The 18550-nt window shown below is 37.5% G+C and carries 14 protein-coding genes and 1 tRNA gene; 8 read left to right on the top strand and 7 right to left on the bottom strand.

Annotated features, from left to right (window positions below):
* The first annotated feature begins 43 nt into the window (after positions 1 to 43).
* From DWQ18_05560 to DWQ18_05585, 6 genes are all read left to right on the top strand, one after another.
* Positions 44 to 5260: a hypothetical protein gene (locus DWQ18_05560; GenBank protein RDJ33517.1), complete on the top strand. Its 5217-nt coding sequence runs from the start codon at positions 44 to 46 to the stop codon at positions 5258 to 5260.
* Positions 5261 to 5406: 146 nt separating this feature from the next.
* Entirely contained in the window at positions 5407 to 6354 is a 948-nt protein-coding gene (locus tag DWQ18_05565; protein ID RDJ33634.1) for a methyl-accepting chemotaxis protein, read from the top strand.
* Between the two features lie 33 nt (positions 6355 to 6387).
* On the top strand, positions 6388 to 9972 hold the full coding sequence (locus tag DWQ18_05570; protein RDJ33633.1) for a peptidase S8: 3585 nt from the start codon (positions 6388 to 6390) through the stop codon (positions 9970 to 9972).
* Between the two features lie 118 nt (positions 9973 to 10090).
* A complete protein-coding gene (locus DWQ18_05575; GenBank protein ID RDJ33518.1) occupies positions 10091 to 10699 on the top strand; it encodes a (2Fe-2S)-binding protein in 609 nt (202 codons plus the stop codon).
* Positions 10680 to 12260 carry a cytochrome bc complex cytochrome b subunit gene (locus DWQ18_05580; protein RDJ33519.1) on the top strand — a complete coding sequence of 527 codons (1581 nt, stop codon included), beginning with the start codon at positions 10680 to 10682 and terminating at the stop codon, positions 12258 to 12260. Before DWQ18_05575 ends, DWQ18_05580 begins: the two co-directional genes overlap by 20 nt.
* Before the next feature lie 135 nt (positions 12261 to 12395).
* A complete protein-coding gene (locus DWQ18_05585; GenBank protein RDJ33635.1) occupies positions 12396 to 12773 on the top strand; it encodes a copper-binding protein in 378 nt (125 codons plus the stop codon).
* Here DWQ18_05585 and DWQ18_05590 read toward each other — a convergent pair.
* The 4 genes from DWQ18_05590 to DWQ18_05605 all read right to left on the bottom strand — a co-directional run bounded on the left by DWQ18_05590 (position 12770) and on the right by DWQ18_05605 (position 15379).
* Positions 12770 to 13117, bottom strand: coding sequence for a hypothetical protein (locus tag DWQ18_05590; protein ID RDJ33520.1), 348 nt, complete (start codon positions 13115 to 13117; stop codon positions 12770 to 12772). The genes DWQ18_05585 and DWQ18_05590 overlap by 4 nt on opposite strands.
* Before the next feature lie 45 nt (positions 13118 to 13162).
* Positions 13163 to 13237: transfer RNA gene (locus DWQ18_05595), tRNA-Arg, on the bottom strand.
* 33 nt (positions 13238 to 13270) lie between these two features.
* Positions 13271 to 14113, bottom strand: coding sequence for a DNA repair protein (locus DWQ18_05600; protein RDJ33521.1), 843 nt, complete (start codon positions 14111 to 14113; stop codon positions 13271 to 13273).
* Positions 14114 to 15379, bottom strand: coding sequence for an MBL fold metallo-hydrolase (locus tag DWQ18_05605; GenBank protein ID RDJ33522.1), 1266 nt, complete (start codon positions 15377 to 15379; stop codon positions 14114 to 14116). It lies immediately after the preceding gene.
* 112 nt (positions 15380 to 15491) lie between these two features.
* Between DWQ18_05605 and DWQ18_05610 the strand changes: the two genes are divergently transcribed.
* Positions 15492 to 15704 carry a hypothetical protein gene (locus DWQ18_05610; GenBank protein ID RDJ33523.1) on the top strand — a complete coding sequence of 71 codons (213 nt, stop codon included), beginning with the start codon at positions 15492 to 15494 and terminating at the stop codon, positions 15702 to 15704.
* A gap of 52 nt (positions 15705 to 15756) precedes the next feature.
* On the opposite strand, the gene DWQ18_05615 is transcribed toward DWQ18_05610, so the two are convergent.
* Complete coding sequence (locus DWQ18_05615; protein RDJ33524.1) at positions 15757 to 15960, bottom strand: hypothetical protein; 204 nt, start codon at positions 15958 to 15960, stop codon at positions 15757 to 15759.
* A 125-nt stretch (positions 15961 to 16085) separates the two neighbouring features.
* On the opposite strand from DWQ18_05615, the gene DWQ18_05620 reads away from it, so the two are divergent.
* On the top strand, positions 16086 to 16388 hold the full coding sequence (locus DWQ18_05620; GenBank protein ID RDJ33525.1) for a 4Fe-4S dicluster domain-containing protein: 303 nt from the start codon (positions 16086 to 16088) through the stop codon (positions 16386 to 16388).
* A 31-nt stretch (positions 16389 to 16419) separates the two neighbouring features.
* Here DWQ18_05620 and DWQ18_05625 read toward each other — a convergent pair whose 3' ends face one another.
* Positions 16420 to 17931, bottom strand: coding sequence for a tRNA guanosine(15) transglycosylase TgtA (locus DWQ18_05625; GenBank protein RDJ33526.1), 1512 nt, complete (start codon positions 17929 to 17931; stop codon positions 16420 to 16422).
* Positions 17932 to 17964: 33 nt separating this feature from the next.
* Positions 17965 to 18516, bottom strand: a complete 552-nt coding sequence (locus DWQ18_05630; protein ID RDJ33527.1) for an AAA family ATPase — start codon at positions 18514 to 18516, stop codon at positions 17965 to 17967.
* Between the last annotated feature and the right edge of the window lie 34 nt (positions 18517 to 18550).

Raw genomic sequence — 18550 nt, forward strand, 5'->3', positions numbered from 1 at the left:
CCATTAGCCTTTTATACTCAAATTTTTACCAAAAGTCAATAACATGAACAACGAGATAGGACGTAAAATAACTAGTCTTACATTAATGACAATTATGATAGCTGGCTCACTGACATTTGCTATTCCAGGAGTTACTCCTGAAGCATTTGCAGTAGCCACACAAAGCAATCCACACCTCTTCGTTTCCGGTGAAGGACACAACTCACTAAATGAGGTAAGTCCAGGAAACGTAATTGAGATTGTTGTAATCGACCCACTGATCAGTGACACTGACCAGGGTAAAGGTGAACCAAATGTATCACTCAACGGTAAGAAAGTTAGAATGGCACAAGCAACTGATGGTGCTTGGTATGCATATGTTGCCGATAGAGTATCTATGCAAAACATGGATGCAGTATTGGGTAACACCAACGCAACAGCACAAGCCTTAGGACTTGGACTAAACGTCGGTGTATTCTGTTTGAACAGCGCATCAACTCCACTAGGAATTGATTTGTCTGCAACAACAGGTTATGCCGTACCAAGATACTTAACATCTACCGGTGGTGCAACCAACAACGGAACTGATGGTACAACTACCCTAGTAGCATGTACAGCTGGTGCAATTCCAAAAGCTAGCAATCTAGCTGGAAACCCTAATTCTGGCGCAAAAGTAATGAACGTCATCAGAGAGAACGAAACTCTCAACAGTGGCGTTACAGCAACTGGCCCAGGACAAATCAACTTCCGTCATACTAACTTTTGGCCATTCATTCAACTCTTTGATGTTGCTGAAAACTCAAACATGAATATCGTCTATAACAGAGCAGGTGGTTCTGAACAAGTTTCACTACTCTTAGATGATGCTGTAGAGTCAAAGCCAGTACTTGACAGAACAAAGTACCCATTGGGTGCAGATGTTATTGTAACAATTACTGACCAAGGATTGAATGTTGATCCAACTGATGAAGATACATGGGTATTTGGTACCTCTTCCTCAAACAAGACCATATTCTATGGTGTTTATGATGAAGATGGTGCAGCAAGAGCTGTTAACACAGTCGCATTGAAAGATGCTTCTGGTATCAAATCACCAACAATGGGTGACCCACACTTTGATGAACTAGTAGCAATCAAGCGTTCCCCACAAGGAACAGTTCAAATCGACTTACAAGCTAACGAAGACTATCCAATTACTGTTATCACTGCAACAGGTGCAACCAAAGGTTCAGCCGTAATAGGCACTGGCGGTCAAATCACCGCTGCAAGCTTCCCAGTAAACTTTGTTGAAACAGGTGGCAACTCTGCAACCTTTGTCAACTATGGTTCTGGTGACAGCAAAGCAAATCTGATTATTGCATCAACTGCAAAAAGAGGACAGACATTTGAGATAGAATATGATTCTCCAGGATTTGTTTCAGGTCTAGTCGGACACTTCTTTGCAACCATTGATATGGATGGAGCAAGTGTTGGCGATGAATGGAACTCTGGTGAGAGAATCGCAGTTACTTTAACCGATAACGACGCAAACTTGAATGCACTAACAGATGAGGACTTGGATGTAGACAATGCAGCCGTAAAACTCATCCCAAGCATCAAGATTGGTTCTCCAATTACACTACCAACAACTACAACAGCAAGTGCAACTTTAGTAACCGTGAATAACGGAACCAGCTCAAGTGGCCAAGGTGAAACTATTACAACCAGCTCTACAGTTGAGGCATTCAGCCAAAGAGCTAGAACACAAATTACAACTTGCTTCAACACCACTGCAACATTCAACGCATTTGATGCAAGAAGTTGTAACAACTTTTCACCAAACTTTGCTGTTAACTACACATTCACTGGCACAACCATGAATACCTTATCTGACTTCTTAAACAACGGAACAAAAAACTCAATTTATCACTACTTTAACTACGATATTAGATCAATTACTGCTGCAACAAACACCACTGATATCTTCCACATTCTGATCCAAAACGGAACAGGTGGCGGTTCAGCTGGCAATGTTCCAGTTAACATCACCAAATCGGCCACATCATCTGCACAAGGTCTAATCAGACTAAATGCTGGTGGTAGCGCAGGAACTGGTGGTGCAGTAGTTGGTGATTCATCCATTGGTGGCACAGGAACTCTAGAAGTAGCCTTTGTCTTTAACCAAGGAGCAACTACTATCGCAAACTCTACTGCTTTGACTGCAGTTGTTGACTTCTTCAAGTTTGGTACCGACAATGACGGTATCGACTTTTCAGATAGATACAACAATGCAATTTACAGAGCAGAGTTAGAGGAGACTGATGATAACACAGGTGTATTTGTAGGTGATATTGAATATATCATGCTAAACCAATTAAACACTAACCAATCCTCAACATATGAGTCCATTCGAACAATTAGCGACAATCTTCAGATTATCGTTAACGAAGACTTTACTGATGAAGATTCAGTGAGAATCAACTATAACGACTTGGGAGCAGACGGTGTAACAACACAGATTGCTGACCAACAAGAAGCACCTTCTCACTCTGGTGTGGTTTCATTTGATTCAAACACATACAAGATTGCTGACACAGTAACCGTAACACTTGAAGACCAAGACCTTAACACAGATACAGATACTATCGAGATCTATACCGTAGTTAGCACAATTACTGATGCAGCCTTCCAGGCAGTCGGTACTGGTGGCTATGGTACAAACTCACAAGGTGATGCATTTGGTAGATTATTGGATATTACATTCGATGATGCCAGATGGACAACCAACCCAACCAACGATGGTACTGCAACATGTGCACCAACTGGTGATACAGGTCTAGTAGCAACAGGATTTACTTTAGTTGAGACAACTGCTTCTAGCGGTGTCTTTACTGGTGACTTCCAAGTCCCAGCAGACTATTGTAACTCTGATACTACAACTGCAAGCGTAACAGGTACTGATATGGAAGTTAACTATGTTGATTACAGAGACGCATCCGGTGAGATAATCGAAGTAGGAGATTCTGCAGGAATCAGAGCCAACACTGGTTCAGTCAGCCTAGATAGAACTGTTTACCCAGTTCCATTTGGTATTCCAGCAGACTTTACTGTTCCAACAGGAACATCTGACACTAACGAATTCTCAATATTCCCAATTCATGCAACAGGAGTTTCTAGTTTGGCTACACAGTCACCTAACTCTTCTGCTAGCCCAGCTGCAACACCAATTACAAAGGCTGGAGCATTCTTGAACAAGGGTGACTTGACAATTCACGTCAGAGTAAACGATCCAGACTTTGATATCTCAGCAAGCGGTGAAGACAAAATCCAACAGTCAGTCTCAGGCAAATCTGGCCCTGTGAAAATCACAATGTCCAGAGCAGCCGAAGTATTGACCTTAGCAACTGCTGGTAACGTAACTGCCCAACCAGGTAAGATCACAACTGGTAACACACCAGTTAGAGTTGATACTACAGCTTGGAATGGCCCAGAATTGCGAACCAGTGAACTAGGACCAATTACTGAGATTGCACCAGACGCAGGCATCTTTGAGCTAGACTTTGTCATCAGATACACTGATGGCCCAGACAGCACAATTTGTCCAACAACCTCCTCATTTAAGCACCAAACAAACGGTACTAGAGGCGGCGAGTCTATGAGATTTGCAACTGCATCCGCAGCAGGACAGAACTATTGTATCTTACAAGGTGATATCATCACTGTACAATACACTGACCCAACTGATGCATCCGGTGATCCAAACACTGTAACCGATTCTGCTACCTTTGACCTTAGAAATGGTGTATTACAATCTGACAAGTCTGTTTACATTATTGGTTCTGATATGATCTTAACCGTAATTGAACCAGACTGGGACCTCGACAATGATGTTGCTGAAACCTATGATCTTGATCTCATTGAATGGGATTCAGACGCTGCAACCCTATCCATGGGTAATGCAGGTGGCTCAGCAGCTTCCTTTGATCCAGAACCATCTGACTTTAGAGAAACAGGTGACTCTACTGGTATCTTCCAGATAGTCATCGAGATTCCTGAAATCCTAGCTGGCGACAGATTAGAGAGAGGTGAAGAGATTGTACTAGAATATACTGACTGGGGACCATCTGGTGCAGACTATGTTGGACAAGAAGATGAGGACATTAACTTGACCGTCTTTACATCCAACTTTGGCGCAACAGTAGAACTTGACCAGAAAGTTTACACTTGGACTGATAAAGTATACATTACCATCGTCGCACCTGATCACAACTTCGACAGCGACTTGATTGATGAAATTGGTGAAAAAGCCACAGACCCAATCAAGGTATCTACAAGAGGCAACTCTATTGATAGATACAGATTAGTCGAGACAGGTACTGACACAGGTATCTTCACAGGTGAAGTTATCTTAACCGGCTTCGTTCACGATGCCGATGGTGATGGCACTAACGATATTACCGCTCCAGCAAAGTCATCTGCAGGTGCAGGACCAACTGATGGATTCCTCCCAGCAGACGATGATGATGGTATTACAGTATCCTTTGAGTTCTCAGAGGATGAGACTGTAGTCGGATCAGCATTGATCAGATGGAATATCGGTGAAGTTCAGTGGCTTGAAGCAAGCTACCCAGCAAAAGGTACAGGTGTTGTACGCGTAGTTGACCCAGACATGAACTTGGATCCAGAAGCAGTCGACAACTTTGATGTTGACGTCTGGTCTGACTCCGACGCTGGTGGTATTGACTTGACTGTAACTGAAACTAATGAGGCAACTGGAATATTCGAGGGAACAGTGTTCTTCACTACTACCGATGAATCATCCGGTCACAGACTCAGAGTATCAGAAGGTGACACAATCACCGCAGAATATGAGGACAATACACTACCTGATCCATACACAACTGCAGACGAACTTGATATCACAGGCACTTCCATCATCGGAACAATTGTACCACCTCTAGAGAGAGCACCAGCTGCTAACGCTAGAGTTGTTGACGCCTTTGGCAATGCACTATCTAGTGTATCCGTAGACCAACAAGTACAAGTAACCGCTGATTTGGCAAACGGCCAAGATAGAGAGCAATCATTTGCATACATTGTACAGATTCAGGATGGTAACGGCGTAACAGTTTCACTGTCATGGATTGAAGGATCCCTAACTGCTGGACAATCATTTAGTCCATCACAGTCTTGGACCCCAAGTGCATCCGGAACATATGAAGCAACAATCTTCGTATGGGAGAGCATTACCAATCCAACAGCATTGTCACCTCCACAAACACTATCAATCACTGTAAATTAAGACTAGAAACATCAAACTATCCTTTTTTTCTTTTTTTTGAATAAGCAGTTAACGAAAGTTATGCACAAATATCTGGATCATTTTAGCAGAAGTAATATCTAGTAGATGGGAGAAACCATGTCAAATTGAAACTAATTATTATTGGTATGATGTTTTTTCTTAGCTTAGGATTAATCCAAAATTCATACTCTGAAAATCTTAATCTTTTTACAAATAGCAAAGTGTATTCAGAAGGACAACCACTTTTAACATATGGAAATGGCTCTCCAAATGAAGATTTAATCATAAGATTATTTGCCCCTGATGGAACCATAGCAAACTTTGATCAAATAAAGGCAGACAAAGATGGTACATTCAATCATGTATTGCTTGTTTGGCCTTCTCCTTCCGCGAACTTTCCATATGGAACATATACTGTTGAAATAATCAGTCCAGAACAAAATGGTATCTCAAAGAGAGTTGATGTAAAATTTACTTCAACTTCAGAACTAGTTGATGTGCCAGTTGATAGACAAATAAACACAATTGTCTTTGTTCCTGAAACAGGTGTACGAAATGAAGCAATTCGTGTTTTTGTTCAAACAACTAGCGATGGATTGCTTATAGAAGGTGAACCTACTAACCTATTAGCCACTACACATGTACATCTACCAAACGGTTCTGTAGAAAATCTTTCCAACTCATTTCAGACATTACACCAAGGATTGTACTATGTTGATTATGTCCCTAAACTATTGGGAACTTATGTGTTTCATGTAGTAACTTTTCATCAGGGGACTGTATCTCATGGTTCTGCAGCCACTACTATACTAAGTCAAGATATCAAAGGAATATCTGAGCAAATAATTGAATTAAATTCAATTCTAGATGAAACATCATCTGAGCTAAATATTCTCAAATCTGAAATTGAAGGATTTGGATCTACATTAGAAAAAGCAAGTGGGAATATTGACACCAGTGTATCTACTGTTTCAAACTCTGTAAGAAATATTGAAGAAGCTTCAGTTCAATTAAACTCATTACTCTTTCCAATAGTAGCATCCATCGGAATTATAGTGGCATTACAAATAGTAATCATTGCACGAAGAAGATAGCTATAATAGTAAAGGTACAAAGAAATTTACATGATGCCACAAGTGGCAATTTTTTTAATTGCATTATTGTTATTTTCAACTTTTTCAGCTCAAGGATTTTTGGGAGGTGATCTACCTTTATCGAATAATGTTAATTCCCAAAGTCCATTAATTGTGAAATCAGGAATTGTTGAAGTATCACCACAAATTCATGATACTACCCCAAAAGTAAAACGATATCTTGTTTTTGGGAATGAACATTCAGATGTAAACCAATATTCATCTAATCAAATTTACTCCATAAACTCTGATACAGGATTTTTCTTTGTTGGTTTATTTTCTGATGATATGATACCAAAATTACAAACAAGAGGGTATCATGTCATAGAAGATTTTCAAGTAGATTTTCATTCTAATTCAATTCAAGATGGATCAAAAGTAGCATCCATAGTTAATTCTGAATCGGTTCATGAAAAATACGGGTACACAGGGAAAGGAGTCAACATTGCTATTGTTGATACTGGTGTGGACTTTTCAAATCCTGATGTTTCACATTCACTTGCTAGGGATAAAAATAACTATCCAATCATGCTAGATGCAGATGGTCAAGGAATCATACTTACAAATGCAACATTTGTTGCAAACATTAATGATGATAGAATAATTAGAAATTATTCAAAAACATTACCTGATTTTGCAACTTCATCAGTGTACAAGACTCGTGATGGGGTATTTCTTGATGTAAAGCAAGGTGGCAAAGGAACTGTAATCCAAATTTACAATTCATTTTTCCCACATCAAGGACCTGCTCCTGTCTTTAATGGCACATTAAATGACGACATGAAGATTGGTAAAAATAGTAGGGAATTTATCGATTCAAAGAGTGGAATTTATCATCTTGGAGTAATGTATCAGGGTGCACTGGAAGGACCACTCACTAGATTACAAGTTGTACCGGTGTTAGTTGTTGATGCAAATAAAGCTGGAGTATATGATACAATAATTCCCGACTTGTCAACATCATGGGAAGATTATGTTAGATTTGAATTACCTAGAGGACAAAAACCAAATTATGATTTTGATTTTACAGATGAAAAACCGATTACACTTGGAAGTGGTAATGAAATTTTAAGATATGATTTTGATAAAGATGGAAAATTTGATTACAGTGCCGGAACAGTTGGTGCAAGTGTAGTCGATGTCTATGGTGCTGTAACTGATACAAAATCACAGCTTGATAAAACACTAAAAGCAATTAATGGAACAGTTCTTCCTCCGATGGATCCTAATGGACAATTTTTTGGTGTTATGACTGATTTTATGGGACACGGAACATCTAGTGCCGCATCAATTACTTCTAAAGGAATTGAACAATATGATATTTACAATAATACAAAGAAATTTTCAATAAAGGGAATCGCACCTGATGCAAAAATCATACCTGTAAAGGCATTATGGTTTGGTGACAGTGTTTATGCTTGGTTATGGGCAGCAGGATTTGATAATAAAAACAGCAAGTGGGAATTTCAGGGGAATCCTAGAGCCGATATAATCTCAAACAGCTGGGGAGTTTCAAATTTTCCATTAATGCAGTATGCGCCTGGAATGGATTTGCTTTCACAAATACTCAATACATTAACAGTACCAAAATCATTAGACGAAAATTATCCTGGTGTATTGATGGTATCGAGTGCTGGTAACTCTGGTCATGGATATGGAACAATTGGATTACCAAATGCAGCACCATTTGGTCTTGCAGTTGGAGCAACAACAAATAATGTATTTGTTGGATATGGTCCCTTCAAAGATCAACCGCGATTTGGAAATACAACCGATCATGCAAGTCATATTGTTGATTTTTCCAGCAGAGGTCCTGGACTAATTGGTGATCCAAAACCTGATATCATGAGTATTGGAGCTCATGGGTTTACTCCATCTGCAGTAACAAAACTCAAAAAAGACTCCAAGCAGGAGGCATTCTCACTGTATGGTGGAACCAGTATGGCGGCACCTCTGGTTTCTGGGAGTGCAGCTGTAGTAATTGAAGGACTAAACGATAATTCTCATAACGCTGATTCATTTAGAATAAAAAACATCTTAATGTCAACTGCCACTGATCTACAAAATGATCCCTTTACACAAGGTTCTGGACTAGTTAATGTAGGCAACGCAATCGAATTTGTAAAAGGTAAAGATGGAAAATTTATTGTCTATAATGATGCAACCTATACAAACGTTAAAAAAATTCTAGATAGGCCTCTATCACTAGTCAACTCTACCTCATTTGGTTTAGAAAAGTTTGAAGTACCTTCAAAGATATTGCCAACCTCTAATTGGTTTGGCGGTCAATTATTACAAGGAGAAAGAAGTTCTGCAAAATTTACAATTGAGAATCCAACTAATTCAACCTTGAAGATCCAAATCACACCAAAATATTTTGAGTTAATAAAGACAGATAAATTCAGCGGCGAAACTATACCACATACACAAGATCCAACTTTACAAAAACCAAATACATTTTCACCAAATTATATCCAATTAACAGATGTTAAGCAATACAATAATTTAGCATCATATTATTCTGAAAAGACACCTATTCCAGAAGATGCATCATTATTAGTTCTTAATGCAAATTTTAATTTTAAACAATTCATGAATTTCACTGATGATATTTATGCAAATGATCTACGAATAACATCCCTTTATCTTTATGATTGGTCTGATAACAACAATGATACCAAAGTTTCAAGTGATGAACTATCCATGGTTAATAGAGCAGGTTCATGGGGAACTGTTCAGGAGATGCGTGTATCAGATCCTTCTTCAAAATTTACTGACGTACCATTAGTTGGGGTGTATCCTGTACCTACACGATATTCATACTGGTTAGGTGATACACGACAAAATTCTACATCCATGGAATATGATCTTTCTGCAAATTATTACAAGAAAAATTTTTGGAGTGCAATATGGCTTGATAACAATTTCATTGAAGTTCTACCAGAAAGCAAGTCACATGTTTTTGCAACAATCTTTGTACCAAATGAGTATCAAACAGGAACGTATCAAGGATTTTTAGAATTTTCAAGTAATTCTCATACAGTAAACATTCCAGTCTCGTTTGCAGTAATACAAAAAATTCCTGAAAAAGATTCACTTGTGTTAATTAATGGAAAAGAAACAGATGATGTATTGTATGGATCTGGCTATACCAAGGGTGCATTTGACATGGTAAACCGATACATGGCAGGTGATTGGCGACAATTTTATTTTGACATTAATGATGCAGAAATCAATACTGCCGCAATAGAAATATCTTGGGAAAATCCAGATACGAACCTTTCAGTATTTGCTGTAGATCCAAAAGGTCGAATAGTTCAAAGCAATGTTCCATCTGGAGTATTTGGTCATTTCATGAGCTGGGCCTCAAATGACTGGCTCGGTCCTTCTCCGTTTAGTCAAGGTGGAGGCTTCTTCCCAGTAAAAAACAAAGATGATACCTCAACTGTTTTGTATGTACCAATCAATCAAACTGGAACATACAGTCTAATGACTCACACTACACTATTTGGTGGTAATTCTACAACAGAACCAATTACAATAGCTGCAAAATTTACCAACATCTCTCCAAACCAATAAATCAATTATCTTTTTTTGCGATCACAGACAAAATTTTCTTTTTGTTATAACTGAGAAGTTAATTTTGCCAAAAACCTGAAACAAGGTTTATAAACAATTTGGCGAGTACGGAGCTTGAATGTCAGAGCAGGGGCGCCAAAAGAGCGGTGGTTTATCTAGACGAGATTTTCTAAAATTAATGGGTGCTGCCGGAACAGGACTTGCATTTGCTCCTTTTGTTCCATGGGGAAATTTTATGCCAAACCCATCATCTGCCACTTTAGAAAAAGTTCCAGTTGAATTACCAGATGGAACACAAGCTAACGTCAAAACTTTTCCGATTAATCATGCTGAAGTAATCACTTATCCAAAAACTGGTGACCGAGTATTAGACGAAGAAGCATTTAGAAAATGGCAATTTATTAGATTACCAAAAGAACTAGGTGGAGAAAAACAAGAAGCTACATCATTTAGAGCTTTTAGCATGGTGTGTCTTCATCTCTGGTGTTTGTGGAAGTATTGGCCCGATGAGGGTAGAAGACGAGGTGAATGTCCATGTCATGGAAGTATGTATAGTCCTACCACAGGAACTGCTTTTGCTGGACCTGCATCATTACAAGCACCACCATCAAACACATTGCCGCAATTAACTTTTGAAGCTGATGCCGATGGATTCTTGTGGATTCAACCACCTACATGGGGAGTAAATGAAAATGGAGTAATAGGATATGGCCGTTTCGTTAAATAGACATACGGGAGCAGTTGCTTTCTTTTACTGGATATGGGATGGATTAGATAGAACCATCTTTACTGCAATCAAGTTTTCATTCCCTGCAAGATTTGTAAGTCCATTTGGATTTTTGGGAATGTTAACATTCATCGTTTTTGTTATTCTTGGAATTTCTGGCGCTCTGTTGATGTTTTACTATCAACCAATACTAGATAGAGCATGGGATAGTGTGAAATTTATCAATGATGAAGTTCCATTTGGTTTTCATATTAGAAACATTCACTATCATGGTTCCAATGCAATGGTTCTCTTGGCAATACTGCACATGTATTACCAATACTTTAGCGGTAGATACAAAATTAGAAATGAAATTCTTTGGGTTACTGGTGTCATACTAGGTACTGTTACTATTCTTGAAGCATTCACAGGATATGATATAATATTTAGTGAAAGAGCTGAACTTGCGATTAGTATTGCTGCATCACTGACAAACTCTATACCTGTAGCAGGGCCCGTCATACGGGATACCATGTTCGGTGCAGGATTCTCGGACTTTGTTTTACGATTCTATGCACAACATGTGTTCTTGTTGCCTTTGGTAATGTTAGGATTGATGGCAGTCCACTTCCCACGATTCCTAGTATTTGATGTACCTATGGTTATGGCAATTTCTGGAGCTATTCTGATCACTGGAGGTGTGTTCCCAATTGATATGGGATTCAAGTTTGAACCCACGGTGCCGCCTGGCATCACAGTACCCGAATGGTATTTGACTGGCTTGTATGCATTCCTTAGAACTCAATATGACAAGTTTGTCACTGGTGTTCTTTGGCCTGGCCTGTTCATTCTATCGTTGTTACTGATTCCCTTCCTTGATAGATACAAGAAATTCTCATGGAAAGACAGACCGATAATCACAGCATTTGGTATTACTGGAATTGCTCAAATCATGGTTACGACTTATTGGGGATTCTATATTCCTGCAGATACCACGTTACCTCTAGTCCAAAGACTAGTAATTGATCCAATATACCTCTATTTGGTCATGATTCTGCTGGTTCCAATGGGCTTTGGATTTAGCTACATGATGATTCACTTGGCAAAAGAAGCTGAAAGAAAAGCAAAGATTGCAAAAGAACAAGGACCAAAGAAGATCGCATCAATTAATTTATCTCAAAAGTGGATTAACTGGGTAATTATTGGATTAATCGCATTCCAAGTTTTCCTAAACATTACAGCGTATAATGCGGCTATTTCGGGAATGAATAATCTGTCATTATTCTTTGTTGGATTAATTCTGATAGTCTTTGCAGCATTCTTCCATGTCTATCGTTATGGACTAAACGAGGCAAAGAAGGCACCACCTGCACCTCCAAGCATTATGACAGAAGAGCGACCAAAGGCAATTACTGAAGAGTCACAACCAGAGACTCCAAAATTACCTGAAGGCTCTCCTAGTCTAGATGACAAAAAAGAACCGCCAAAAGCTGAAGTTGCAACACCCCAAGTAAAAGCAGACGTTGGTATAAACAACGAAAAAGACACTACTCTTGGAACTTCTGATCTAAAGAAATTCTAGTTATTTCTAAAGAAGCTTTATAATATCATCGACGAGTATTGAAAACAGTTGAGCTCATCTACAACATCTCATGCATACGGCATTGGAGTAATTACCGTAATTGTTGGATTAACAGTTGCAATTGGATTTTACCAGATGTTTTATTTGCCAGAATCCCTTGCAAAACCTTCAGTTGATGAACATATCCTACACCCAGTAAAAAAGACAATTATTGATATGATACCTGGCTCTGCAAGTGCTGATCAACAAGATAATTTTGTTCCAAAACTTGTCAATATTCAGCTAGGAATAGATAATCATATAGTTTGGAAAAATCTAGATGATGTTCCACATACTGTAACCCCTGATCATCGTATGGCTGATTCTTACAGTGGAGACTTTGGATCTCCAGGTGTAATCAAAGCTGGTGAAGAATATGAGTTCTTATTTACTGAACCTCATGTAGTTGAGTACCACTGTACACCACATCCTTGGATGACTGGAAAACTAGAGATTACTAAACAAAGATTCTAAGAAATCTTTGCAAAAACAACATCACTTTCAATCTCTTTATGTTGTTCTATAATTGATGCACGAAATTTCACTTCATGAGTTTCTTTAGGAATAAATTCTATAACTGCAGTAAACTCTACTTTGTTTTCTGGCATCATATCTCTATTTACAAACAATCGTGAAACATTTTGTGAGATTTGCTTTCCATTATAGGACTTGTAAATGATTAACTCATTAGAATTAAGAATTTGGGTATTAATTACTACACCATCATATCTACCAGGAAAATTCACTTTTATGATACCTTTTATCTCTTCATTAGGTTTGAAATCTAAATTTTCTAACTTTAATTCAATATCCTTCATGTAGAATCAATTATGTCAGAAAATAAATAATTTTGTAAATTTAAACGGGCCCGAAGGGCTTCGATCCCTTGGCCATTGGATTAGAAGTCCAACACTCTATCCATGCTGAGCTACAGGCCCAAGAGTCTGAAAAATATTTACCATATTAAGGGTTTACAACCATTTTTTATGAAAAGCATCTCTTTCCATTTTGAAAAGAAATTGTTGAGAATATCCTGCATATGGACCAAAATGTGATACAACTTTTTCATGTAATAAATTGTATTTTTTTTCCGTAATTGATTTTCCTTCTATAGGAAAAAGATCTGTGTAATACTTTCTCAATATTTTTAGCATCCAAGTATCTAATGGAAACGCCTCTAGTTTTTCTAATGAAAATAACATTATGCAATCTGCAACTTTATTTCCTATGCCAAAAATTCTTAGTAATTCATTCTTTGCATCAACATAACTCATTTTTTTTAGTAATCCCAAATCCATAATTCCATTATCTGCTTCTTTTGCTGCTTTTTTTACAAAATCTGCCCTATACCCCAAACCACATTCTAACAACTCTACCTTTGATGCTTCTGCAAGACTGGCAGAAGTAGGAAATAAGAAAAATTCTTTTTTATCAAACTCTATCCTCTCTCCAAATTTTTTACATAATTTGTTTAACGTTGATTTGATGTTTTGAATATTGGAATTTGATGAAACAATAAACGAGATATAGCATTGAAATGGGTCCTGACGAAGCAACCTGAGGCCCTGATTTTGAGAGATTGCTGTTTTTACTACTTCGTCTTTTTTGAGGCTTTTTAGAATTTTTCCAATATCATCAGATTCCCTAAAGTAATCCACCTTTCCTCCCGAGCTTTTCATTTTCAAATCAGTAGAATCTATACAGAGTACCTTATCCCCATCAATTCCATACCAAAAACCGCCCTCCTTTTTCCAAAGAAACACCTGACCGCTATTTATCGTTGAATCTAGATTTATGATATTCTTTGATGTCATTTAGACTGTGATGATTTCATCAAATGTTGGCGCATGAGCTTCAAAACCAAATTTTTCATGAATCTCTTCTGCAAATTTTATACAAGATTGATTGTCTCCGTGCACAGTTAAAACTTTAGGATTTCCCTTGATCTGTTTTAGCATTTCAAATAATTCACTTCTGTCTGAATGACCAGAAAACTCAAACTGTTTTACTTGTGCTTCAACTTTCAAATCCTTTCCACGTGTAGAAACTTTTCCAGTCTCCAAAAGTTTTCTTCCAGGAGTTCCTTCCCCTTGATATGAAACCAAAGCAATTCCATTTTTGTTATCAAATGCCAAATGTTGAAGATAGTAAACTGCATTTCCTCCTACCAACATTCCAGCTGGAGAAATTACGACGCATGGTTCTTCTAGCGCTCTTTTACGTTGTTCATGATCATGAATAGATACTGATTGATTTATTGCATCAGAAAATACTTTTGGATCTCGGAGATACTCTGGATATCTAAACATGATCTCATTCACCTTCAATGCCATTCCATCCATGATAATTTTGTGCTTAAAATTAGAATTTTTCAAAACACACGCAATCTCTTGTGAGCGTTCAACTGAGAAAGAAGGAATAAACAAAGTTCCTTTTCTATCCATAACTTCATTTGCAAATTCAATCAATCCTGCTTCGGATTCTTGGCGAGGCATTTGATCTGTTTGGGAATAAGTACTCTCAGTAATCAGCAAGTCAATTTCGCCTACATCAAGATCTGCCTTTCGAAGCATTCTGGAACCTTTAACGTTGATATCCCCTGTGTAGAATAACTTCTTTTTTTCTGATTCCAGTAAAACTGTGGCCCCGCCAATCACATGTCCTGATTCTCTAAATTCAAAGGAGGCAGCACCGCGGTTTATCCTTTCTTTGTAACCAATTTCTTTGGTATTTTTAATCATGTTATTTACTTCTGGAATGTCAAATGGATGTGTATTTTTTTCAATTTTGAGCATATCTTCAATTAGTAACCGACTTAGCTCAATGGTTGGTGGAGTTGCATATACTCTCGAATTTCCACTAACAAACATTGATGGAACATAACCTGAATGATCAAGATGTGCGTGGGTGATAATTATTGAATCAACATCCTTTGGTTTGACATGCAAGGGATATTGTGGTGGAGTCCCTCTTTTTCCAAATAAAACCCCATAATCCAACAAAAGATTTGTTCCATTACAATCTACTAAAAATCCAGATCGACCTACTTCTTGAGCCGCTCCGAGAACTCTTACTTTCAAGAGTCAATTGCTAAAACATCCACCTTAAAGTCTTGTTGATTTGATTCCGATCATTCCATTACGAATATAATCTTCAAAAGCTTTAATTAGTGCAAGCTAAGATCCGATCCCCATGGGAAGAAGCTTTCAAGAATGGTTAAATCAACAAGACCCAGCATTCGTAGCAAAAGTACGTGCTGGCGATGAGAACAATAAACCACTTCTAAACCAAATTAACTGGATTTGGGTAAAGAACCTTATGGACAAAAAGGCAGACCTAAATCCTTCATCCGCAGAACTTTTGGACTGGGTCACCTCAGGCCAAATCGACGCAATGAGAAAGTAAAACGTGAACTTCACGTTCTTTTCTTTTGTTTTTTAGATATTTTTTAAAAAGATTATCCGCGTTTTGCTTCAATTTTTTCGTTTGTTATCCAACTTAATAGCTCCTCTACTGTTGGAATAGATGATGATTCTTTGCCACTCAAAATATTATTCACCCAAAGATAGTTTATCAAATTGAGATGCGGTTTTTCATTCAATGGAATCATCTCCTTTGCTTCACCTGGTAAACTATTGACCCACTCATCAAAACTCCTCATGCAAACTAGTATTAGCTAAAACTAATAAAATTTCAAAACGCGATCACAAAATAGCTATAACCCTGTTATGGATTTCGATTATGGTTTAAATAGTAACTGAGCACTGATCAAAATAAGTGAAATAAATGCCAATAGCAATACTTCCAGACATCGATGAACAGAGATGTATCGGATGCGCACTATGTGTTGAAATCTGTACTTCTCTTGGCCCAGATGTACTTCGTGTAAAACCTGTTGAAGGTTGGAAGAGAGGTAAAGCATTTGTTTTCTATCCAGAGAGATGCATCTCAGACGGTGCATGCATTGGGGTTTGCCCAACAAAATCAATCTTCTGGATGAGACCAATGAATTACACTGCAGGACAACCTGTACCTCTTCACAAGAACGGAGTTTTCATCAAAGGATGGGCAGAAGACGCCGCTCTATAAGCGCGGTATCTTTCGTACACTTTTTTCTTTTTTAATTTAGAGATTTTTTTCTAGCTGATCTTGGAATCTTTTTTGCAAAGAATTCTAAAAATTCATCTTCCCTATCAAAGTAAACATTAGCAAAATTATTTTTTGCAAAGAATACTTCCCATGTCTTTCCAAATTCTGTATGGTCTTTTGGCTCTCTTTTTGTATCTGCCATTACATAATGAGATGCAGGAAACATATCTGAAATCTCAATTGGAATCAATCCCAAAAATGGATTGTAGATGCAAAATTGCACCAAATCAATATCTTTGAATTTTTTTTCCAGTCTTTTGTATTCTGATGATAAATACGCTGGCTTTAGTTTTGTCTCTTTGAAAATTACTAATGTCTTGTTTTTGGTCCTAAACTTTCTCACTATATTATGAAATGATTGAATCTCTGGCCTAAATTGGTCTTCTTTTGAAAAGAGAAAGATTGCCTTTTCTTTGAATTTGGGAGTTGTTTTTATGAAATATTTTGCATTATGGGTAAAAACACCAATAGTCTCAAAGAGTTTTGGATGTGCGCGTGCCTTTTTTATGACATATTCCCACAATCTGCCTTCATGAATTGACTCTTTGACTCTTTCTACTTCAGATTTTATTGCATACAAATTATGCAATGCAAGATTGTTCTTCTTGTCTTCATAGGATAGACCCGACAACTCACTAGGCAAAAATTTAGAGCATACCTCACAGTTGCATGAAAATTGCTTTATCTCTGTAAGATGACGAGTGCCATCCTCTGTGATGTATCTATCTTGTTTTGCATATAGCATGTAAGAGGCAGAATCAAATGTATCGCAACCAAGTGCCACCGCAAAGGGAATCGTTAGTGGATGTCCGGCGCCAAAAAGATGTAGTGGAATAGAAGGAGGAATCTGCTTTTTTGCAGCCACAATCATCTCTGCTAATAGTTTGTACTCGTATGATTCCATAAATTCAACTGGACTCCCAAGCGCAAGCATTTGAAATCCCTGGTTTACAAGTGCTTGAGTTGATTTTTTCACCAAATCAAAATGCTCTCCTCCTTGAATTGGGCCAACCCAAATCTGCCCGTTATCCTCACTTGACTCTAATGTTTTCTTTGATACATCAAGTGTGTGTCTGACATAATCTAAGGCAAGCTTCTTCGGTAATCCAAATCCCGTTGGCTTGTCCAAAGGAATTGCAATGTCTGTTTTGATTCCTGTCTCAAATTTTGCCATCTCTTCATGTGAAACTTTGACCTTTCCGTATTCAAGAACTTGATATCCTCCTGAATCAGTCATTACTGAACCATCAAAACCAATTATGTCATGAATTCCTCTTTGGATGGCTTCCTCTCCATAATTATTTTTTGTAATGTATGCGTTAGTTATTACAAGATCAAAACCAAGCTCACGAAATTTTTTTGCTGGAATAGATTGTTTTACAGGATGAATTACAGGAACAAATGCAGGTGTTTCAATCTTTCCGTGATTTGTCTGTAGTATTCCAATTCTTGCAGCAAGATCACTTTTTATTATTTCAAACAATGTAAGATACCAAATATTTGATTCATTATTAAATCAGTAGGAAAAGAATTTTTTTAAATGATCTTTCTCTGCTATTAGGCTGAGCCAGTCAACATTATCACTTTGTTTATTTCCTTTAATTGCTTTCATTACGTCCTGTACCGTTTTTTGAATAGTCTTGTTAGTGGTATCGATTTGAATGCACTTTGTTTTTCCAAATTCTTTTATGGAATCATGAGCTATGATTCCTAAAATTTCACTATCAAGGTTCTCTATAGTTTTCTTTTTTGAATATCTTCTTTTTTTATAAATTGAATTGAGTTTGTATGGGTTTTTTCTTAAAATGATTACTTTTCTTACTTGATCGTTTGATAACACATATGGCGCCAAATGACCAACTGTAATTGAATTTTTTAAAACTTTTTTCTTCAAATAACGCTTGATTTTTTTTACATCTACATCAATCACACCATTATTTTTCTCATAAAAATTTGATTCTAAAGCAATTTTGTTAATATCACAAATTTCAGAATTTAATTTTGTTGCAATTTCATTTGCTATGGTGTGTTTTCCAACTCCAGGATTCCCTGTAATTACTAGCGACATATTCTATCAGAAAAGAATCTAGATTAAATCATTG

Source organism: Thermoproteota archaeon (assembly GCA_003352285.1).
GTDB lineage: Archaea > Thermoproteota > Nitrososphaeria > Nitrososphaerales > Nitrosopumilaceae > PXYB01.